Origin of the sequence: Francisella noatunensis subsp. noatunensis (genome assembly GCF_009823375.1) — a bacterium.
Taxonomy (GTDB): domain Bacteria; phylum Pseudomonadota; class Gammaproteobacteria; order Francisellales; family Francisellaceae; genus Francisella; species Francisella noatunensis.
The window spans coordinates 1-7,036 of sequence record NZ_WBSX01000097.1 but is presented as its reverse complement, the minus strand read 5'-3'; the positions used below and the strand labels follow the sequence as shown (position 1 = coordinate 7,036).

Below are 7,036 nucleotides of genomic sequence, written 5' to 3'. Positions count from 1 at the left end.
CCTCATGTTTTAATCTACCACAAATAAGTTCCGGAGATATCTTCTTTTTTAACAAAGCTATTATTAGCTTTTTAACTTTACAGGATAGCTTATGATTATTTGAAGTTCTGCGGCTTTGATATAGCTTCTGTGCTATCTCAGCATTATAGTCACTATTTATACTAGTGCGATTAAGTTCCTTTTTTATAGCTCTTTCACTATAGCCAATTTTATTGGCTATTTGAGATGTTTGGTATCCTAATTTAAGTAATTCTTCTATACAATATCTATTTGAAAGAGTTAAGTGCTTTGGCATTTTTTAGTTCCTTATCGTTTATTTTAGTTTCGTCAAAACCTAATAAACTATATTTGGAACTCTCTTTCAACTATTTAAAACTTTCAGAATACAATCTAGCCTTTTAAAAATTTTCATGGTAATGCTCTATACTTATTTATTCAATAATGATTATCCTCTATAAAAAGAACCATCAAACAAACTAGTTACTATCTATGTTTTTTATGCAATTTATCTATTAACATAATCATCTTTGTACTTTATAATTTGAGCTTAAGTAATTTTAATTTCAAACATAACTTATTTAAATACCTAAGGAATCCAAATGAGTGACTATAAAGACACCTTAAATCTTCCCAAAACTTCTTTCTCAATGAAAGGCAACTTAGCTAACAAAGAACCAATGATCCTCAACAAATGGGAAAAACAAGGTATTTATAAGAAAATTAGAGAGCATTTTGCTGGTCGCGATAAATTTGTATTACATGATGGCCCTCCATATGCTAATGGGAGCATACATGTTGGGCATGCTGTTAATAAAATTCTGAAAGATATAATCGTCAAATCAAAAACATTGAGCGGCTTTGATGCTCCTTATATTCCAACTTGGGATTGTCATGGCTTACCAATAGAATTACAAGTCGAAAAGAAACACGGCAAAGCTGGTCAGAAAATATCTGAAGATGCTTTTAGAAAAGAGTGCCGTAAATATGCAAAACAACAAGTAGAAATACAAAAGAAAGACTTTAAGAGACTTGGTGTATTAGGTCAGTGGGAACAGCCTTATTTGACTATGGACTTTAGCTATGAGGCTAATATGATTAGAACATTAGCTAAAATAATCGAAAACAAACATCTAACAAAAGGATTTAAGCCTGTTCACTGGTGTACTGACTGCGGATCCTCACTTGCTGAAGCTGAAGTCGAATACAAAGATAAAATCTCACCAGCAATTGATGTTAAATTTAAAATCAAAGACAAAGAGAAACTTGCTAAAGCTTTTGGTTTAGAATCTTTAAACCATGATGCTTTTGCAATAATTTGGACAACTACCCCATGGACATTGCCAGCGAACCAAGCGATTGCCGTCAATAATCAACTTAACTATAGTCTAATAAAAATCGAAGACTTTTATATTATTTTGGCAGAGAATTTAGTGGAGCAAACACTCAAAAGATATGCCATTGAAAACTCTCAGATTATAGCTAGCACAAGTGGAGATAAACTGATCGGTATTATTGCAGAGCACCCCTTCTATAGCCGCCATGTACCTATCTTACATGGTGACCATGTAACTGATGATTCAGGTACAGGGATGGTTCATACAGCACCTACCCATGGTGTTGAGGATTTCACTCTTGGGAAAGAGCATGATTTATCCATGGAGATTTTTGTAAAAGGCAATGGCTGCTATAGCGAAAACACTAAACTATTTGCTAGCGAATTTGTATTTAAAGCAAATGATAGAGTTATTGAACTTCTTGGCGAGAAAAAGCGTCTAATGAACTTCGATAAACTTAAACATAGCTATCCTCATTGCTGGCGCCATAAAACTCCTTTGATATTCAGAGCTACACCTCAATGGTTTATTAGCATGGAAAAAGAAGGTTTACGAGAGAAGGCTATAGAAGCAATTAAAGAAACTAGCTGGGCTCCTAGCTGGGGACAAGCTCGTATAGAGGGTATGATTAAAGATAGACCAGATTGGTGCATATCTCGTCAAAGAACATGGGGCGTACCACTACCATTATTCATCCATAAAGAAACTGAAGAACTACATCCTAATACTATTGAGATACTTCACAAAGTAGCTCAAAAGATAGAAAAAGGTGGTATTGAGGCATGGTTTAATGCTGATGATAATGATTTCATAGCTGAGACAGATGCATATAAACGTGTGAAAGATACATTGGATGTATGGTTTGACTCTGGTTCATCAAGCATGTGTATTTTAGATATAGACAAAAGTTTAAGCTACCCTGCTGATTTGTATTTAGAAGGTTCTGATCAACATCGTGGCTGGTTCCAAACATCTCTATTAGTGGCTATGTCTGCCAAAGGTAGCCAACCTTACAAGGAAGTTTTTACTCATGGTTTTGTAGTTGACGAGCATGGACGTAAAATGTCTAAATCTCTAGGTAATGTAACTTCACCTCAAGATATTTATAATACCCTAGGTGCAGATATACTTCGTCTATGGACAGCATCCACTGATTATAAGAGCGAAATGGCTGTTTCTGATCAGATTCTAAAAAGAACTGCTGATACTTATCGTAGATTGCGTAATACTGCTAGATTCTTATTATCAAACCTAGAAGGCTTTAATCCAGAAACAGATATTATTGAGTTTGACAAACTAGTCAAATTAGATCAATGGGCAATAGCTAAAACAAAAGAATTCCAAGACAAAATAATTGAAGCTTACGATAAATATCAAACTCATACTGTAGCTCAATTGATCCACCACTTTTGCTCTATTGAAATGGGTAGCTTCTATCTAGATATTATCAAAGATAGACAATATACTGCAAAAGCAGATGGTCATCCACGTAAATCAGCTCAGACTGCTATATATCATATAGTACATGCTCTAGTAAGATGGATGTCTCCTATACTTTCATATACAGCTGATGAAATCTGGGAAGCTACGCCAAAAACAACTGATTTACCTATTCAACTTTGTGAATGGTATACTGATCTAAAATCATTTAATGATCAAGATGAATTAAATCTAGATTTCTGGGCAAAAATTCAAGAAATACGCTCAGAAGTCAATAGAATACTTGAAATTAAAAGAAATGAAGATGTAATTAAAGCATCATTAGAAGCAGAAATTATCATATATGCAGATAATGATAATTATAAACCTCTAGAGAAACTTGGCAATGAACTAAGATTCCTACTGATATCATCAAAAGCAAGTCTGAGAACTATTGAAGAAAAAACAAATGACTCTATTGAATCAAATATCACTGGTCTAAATATTGAAGTTAATAAGATTGAAGAGCCAAAATGTGAAAGATGTTGGCATCGTAGTGCTACTGTAGGTCAAAATCAAGAATATCAAGATATCTGCAGTCGTTGCGTTGAAAATATTACTACTGAAGACGGAGAGTCACGTGAATTCGCTTAAACCTAAGCTTAAATATTTTATTTTGGCAATTGCTATTATAATTGCTGATCTATACACAAAGTATTTGGCTAATACACAATTAGAATTTGCCCAACCTGTAAAAGTAACTAGCTTCTTTAATTTTACTTTATTATACAATCATGGCGCTGCATTCAGCCTACTAAGTAATGATCAAACATCATGGCAAATGATTATGTTTGCCACTATTTCATTAATCGCAGCGATCATACTTATATATCTAATCATCAAACAACCTACTAGTGCAAGACTTAACTTAGTTTCATTCTCACTTATATTAGGAGGAGCACTGGGTAACTTCTATGATCGAGCTTTTCAAGGTTATGTCATAGACTTTTTAGATTTTCATATTGGTAATTACCACTGGCCATCTTTTAACATAGCTGATTCAGCAATAACATGTGGAGTAATATTTCTCATCTTTGCATCATTATTTACTAAAAAGTCATAGCGTTTTCTTATATGTTAGTATAAAATTGTCGAGCTTTAAACTCATTACCTCCATAAGAGATACTATATACAGTTTGACCCATTTTTGAATCTTGCTCCATTATAACTCCCATATACTTCATATCAGGAAGAGGTTTATTAAGTTCAGCGATAACGGTAGCTGTTTGAGGCAGCTTCTCATTTATCATAACTGTATAGCCATTATCTTTAAGATACTCTACTAGCTTCTTATATCTGTCATCAAAATCTTTACCATCTAAACGAATAACTTGATCTGGATAATTTGCAACTAAAAATCTAGCACCATCAATATCATTTGTATGCTTACTATAACTAACTTCTTTGGCTTTACTACACCTTGTTAACCTATCATAATGATCAATATTGTCTTGAATATCTTCTTTTATAGTACAAGAGGCCATAGACAAACCTATTAAACAGACCACAAATATTTTTCTATACATTCTAAACTCAAAACATGAGAACCATACTAAATTAATTATAACTCTAAAACATCTGTTTTATAAGCTTTTGATATACATAAAAACAATATCCATCAGCATGCTTTATTTATCTATAAAATATTCATACAATATAAAGAAAAAATTCTAAGATAACTATGTCTAAAGGTTCTAGTACTAAGAAATGGATTCAAGAGCATACTTCTGATTACTATGTAGCTCAAGCCAATAAACTTGGCTATCGAAGCAGGGCTAGTTTCAAAATTCTTGAAATACAAGATAAATATAACTTATTCAAGCAGAATATGTTTATAGTTGATCTTGGAGCAGCTCCAGGAGGGTGGTCAGAACAGGTAGTAAAATTTATAGGTAACAATGGTAAACTTATTGCTCTAGATTTACTTGAAATGACTCCTATTGCTGGCGTAGAGTTTATCCAAGGAGACTTTTCTAGTGATGAAACTTACGAAAGGCTAAACCAACTTATAAATGATAAGAAAATTGACTGTGTAATATCTGATATGGCTCCAAACCTAAGTGGAAACAAAACCTCTGATCAAGCAAGATCAATCTATCTTCTTGAACTTGCTCTGGACTTTGCAACTACAAATCTAAACAGAAATGGTTCTTTTGTTGCGAAGGTTTTTCAAGGTCAAGGAAGTGATGAATACCTTAAATTAGTAAGAGAGTCTTTTAACAAAGTAACACAATTTAAACCAAAATCATCAAGACCCAAATCAAGAGAGTTCTATGTTGTGGCTACAGGCTTCAAAGGATAGATATTTTATTAAGACAATTCTCCACAGCTAAAATGTCCTCTAAACCAAATAAATAGTCTCTTCTAAAAAAAATAAATATCATAATATATAAATACCAAAAACGTATTAATATAGATTAAATGAAAAATACTAAACACCTATTTATTTGCTTTATTAGAATTATTCTAATAGCTTCTATTTTAAGGGCTCCTATTACATCCATATCACCACTACTTACAAATATTATAAATACAACTACTATTTCTCCAGGAGCAGCTGGGCTATTAGTTAGCTTACCATTACTAATTTTTGCAACATTATCTGTATTCATTTTTTCTTTTACGAAAAAACTCTCGTTGGAAACAAGCCTAATGATATCTATAATATTGATAACTCTTGGCATGTTAATACGCTCTCATATTAATGTATGTTCAATATTTTTAGGTACCATCATTATCGGTATTGGTATCACTATATCTAATGTTCTTATCCCAGTTTTTATAAAGCAAAAATTTCCAAACAATATACATATTATAATATCAGCATATGGATTAATGATGGGTCTAGGATCTTGGCTAACTATTAGTTTAATGATACCGATCATGCATCTAGCACAAAAACTCTCTTACTCAGGCAACTCTAGCTTAACACTAGCACTATCAAGTGTTGCTATACTTGGTATAATAACTTTAATTACATGGCTACCTCAACTCAAAAATAAAACCTTATTACCAAAAAACGATAACTCCACAAATCTCAATAGTCACATCTGGAAATCTAAAATCGCATGGCAAATAAGTATATTCCTATCATGCAGTAGTATACTTATGTACACTCTTTCTACATGGATTCCTTCCATTCTAGAAAGCAAAGGATACTCTATTCAAGATGCTGGTTATTTAGCAGGGTTATTTCAAATATCATGCTTACCTGTATTAATAATAACCCCACTTATGAAAATATTAAAAAACAAAAATATTATTACATTAGCATTTGCATTATGTAATTTTTTAGGAATTTTATTTCTTTTACTTAATATATTTACTTTTATTGCAATTGTAATGCTCGGAATAGGAGTTGGCGGTGCATTCATGGTCAGCTTAATATTAATAGGTATAAGAACTAGTAATACACAACTAGCTACTGTCCTTTCTGGTAAATCTCAATCAATAGCCTATATATTAGCCGCTTTAGGTCCTATTATAACTGGGACATTCCATCAAATAACTTCTAGTTGGAAGTTACCTCTTATTATTTGTCTTTGTGTAACGGTTATTATGGTTATTTTTTCGCTTTTTGTTGCAAATCCTGAAAAAATAAGTGTTGATGATATTTAAAAACTATTCTGACAATAGTTTTTAACATACCTTTTAGGAGAACATTTAAAAATCTTCTTAAAGAAAATAACAAAAGTACTCGTCGATTCATACCCTAAATACTCTGAAACCCAATTTACTGAATAACCTTCATATAATTTTTGTAGAGCTATAACAATATGCAATTGTTTTTTTCAATCACTAAAATTCATCCCTATATTTTTTTGATTTTCCTTGCTAGAGTCTTACTACTAACCGAACACTCATAAGCCATATCAGATATGTATTTATACTTGCTAGATTGTATTCTGAAAGTTTTAAATAGTTGAAAGAGAGTTCCAAATATAGTTTATTAGGTTTTGACGAAACTAAAATAAACGATAAGGAACTAAAAAATGCCAAAGCACTTAACTCTTTCAAATAGATATTGCATAGAAGAATTACTTAAATTAGGATACCAAACATCTCAAATAGCCAATAAAATTGGCTATAGTGAAAGAGCTATAAAAAAGGAACTTAATCGCACTAGTATAAATAGTGACTATAATGCTGAGATAGCACAGAAGCTATATCAAAGCCGCAGAACTTCAAATAATCATAAGCTATCCTGTAAAGTTAAAAAGCTA

General features: G+C 32.0%; 7 protein-coding genes and 1 pseudogene. 5 read left to right on the top strand and 3 right to left on the bottom strand.

What is annotated here, in order from left to right:
* A partial coding sequence (locus F8C69_RS07935; protein ID WP_159184785.1) for a helix-turn-helix domain-containing protein occupies positions 1-295 on the bottom strand: 295 nt, incomplete at its 3' end.
* Positions 296-599: 304 nt separating this feature from the next.
* Here F8C69_RS07935 and ileS point away from each other — a divergent pair.
* Together ileS and lspA are read left to right on the top strand one after the other, a co-directional pair.
* On the top strand, positions 600-3,407 hold the full coding sequence (ileS, locus tag F8C69_RS07930; protein WP_159184817.1) for an isoleucine--tRNA ligase: 2,808 nt from the start codon (positions 600-602) through the stop codon (positions 3,405-3,407).
* Positions 3,394-3,876: a signal peptidase II gene (gene lspA / locus F8C69_RS07925; protein WP_159184816.1), complete on the top strand. Its 483-nt coding sequence runs from the start codon at positions 3,394-3,396 to the stop codon at positions 3,874-3,876. The genes ileS and lspA overlap by 14 nt, the downstream gene beginning before the upstream one ends.
* Here lspA and F8C69_RS07920 read toward each other — a convergent pair.
* Positions 3,871-4,339 (bottom strand): annotated as a pseudogene (locus tag F8C69_RS07920) (hypothetical protein). The gene lspA and the pseudogene F8C69_RS07920 sit on opposite strands and share 6 nt — an antisense overlap.
* 155 nt (positions 4,340-4,494) lie before the next feature.
* Between F8C69_RS07920 and rlmE the strand changes: the two are divergent.
* The gene (gene rlmE / locus F8C69_RS07915) at positions 4,495-5,115 is read left to right on the top strand and encodes a 23S rRNA (uridine(2552)-2'-O)-methyltransferase RlmE (protein ID WP_159184815.1); all 621 of its coding nucleotides are present in this window, start codon (positions 4,495-4,497) and stop codon (positions 5,113-5,115) included.
* Between the two features lie 119 nt (positions 5,116-5,234).
* Positions 5,235-6,431, top strand: a complete 1,197-nt coding sequence (locus tag F8C69_RS07910; protein ID WP_159184814.1) for an MFS transporter — start codon at positions 5,235-5,237, stop codon at positions 6,429-6,431.
* Here F8C69_RS07910 and F8C69_RS11315 read toward each other — a convergent pair.
* Entirely contained in the window at positions 6,428-6,595 is a 168-nt protein-coding gene (locus F8C69_RS11315) for a hypothetical protein (RefSeq protein WP_372357498.1), read from the bottom strand. The two genes, F8C69_RS07910 and F8C69_RS11315, sit on opposite strands and share 4 nt — an antisense overlap.
* A gap of 210 nt (positions 6,596-6,805) precedes the next feature.
* On the opposite strand from F8C69_RS11315, the gene F8C69_RS07905 reads away from it, so the two are divergent.
* Positions 6,806-7,036, top strand: a 231-nt coding sequence (locus tag F8C69_RS07905; protein ID WP_159183974.1) for a helix-turn-helix domain-containing protein, incomplete at its 3' end; no start/stop codon positions are given.

What these genes read in the sequence shown, in the direction of transcription:
- ileS (WP_159184817.1), top strand. Translation starts at nt 600, where the DNA reads ATGAGTGACTATAAAGACACCTTAAATCTTCCCAAAACTTCTTTCTCA.
- rlmE (WP_159184815.1), top strand. Translation starts at nt 4,495, where the DNA reads ATGTCTAAAGGTTCTAGTACTAAGAAATGGATTCAAGAGCATACTTCT.
- F8C69_RS07910 (WP_159184814.1), top strand. Translation starts at nt 5,235, where the DNA reads ATGAAAAATACTAAACACCTATTTATTTGCTTTATTAGAATTATTCTA.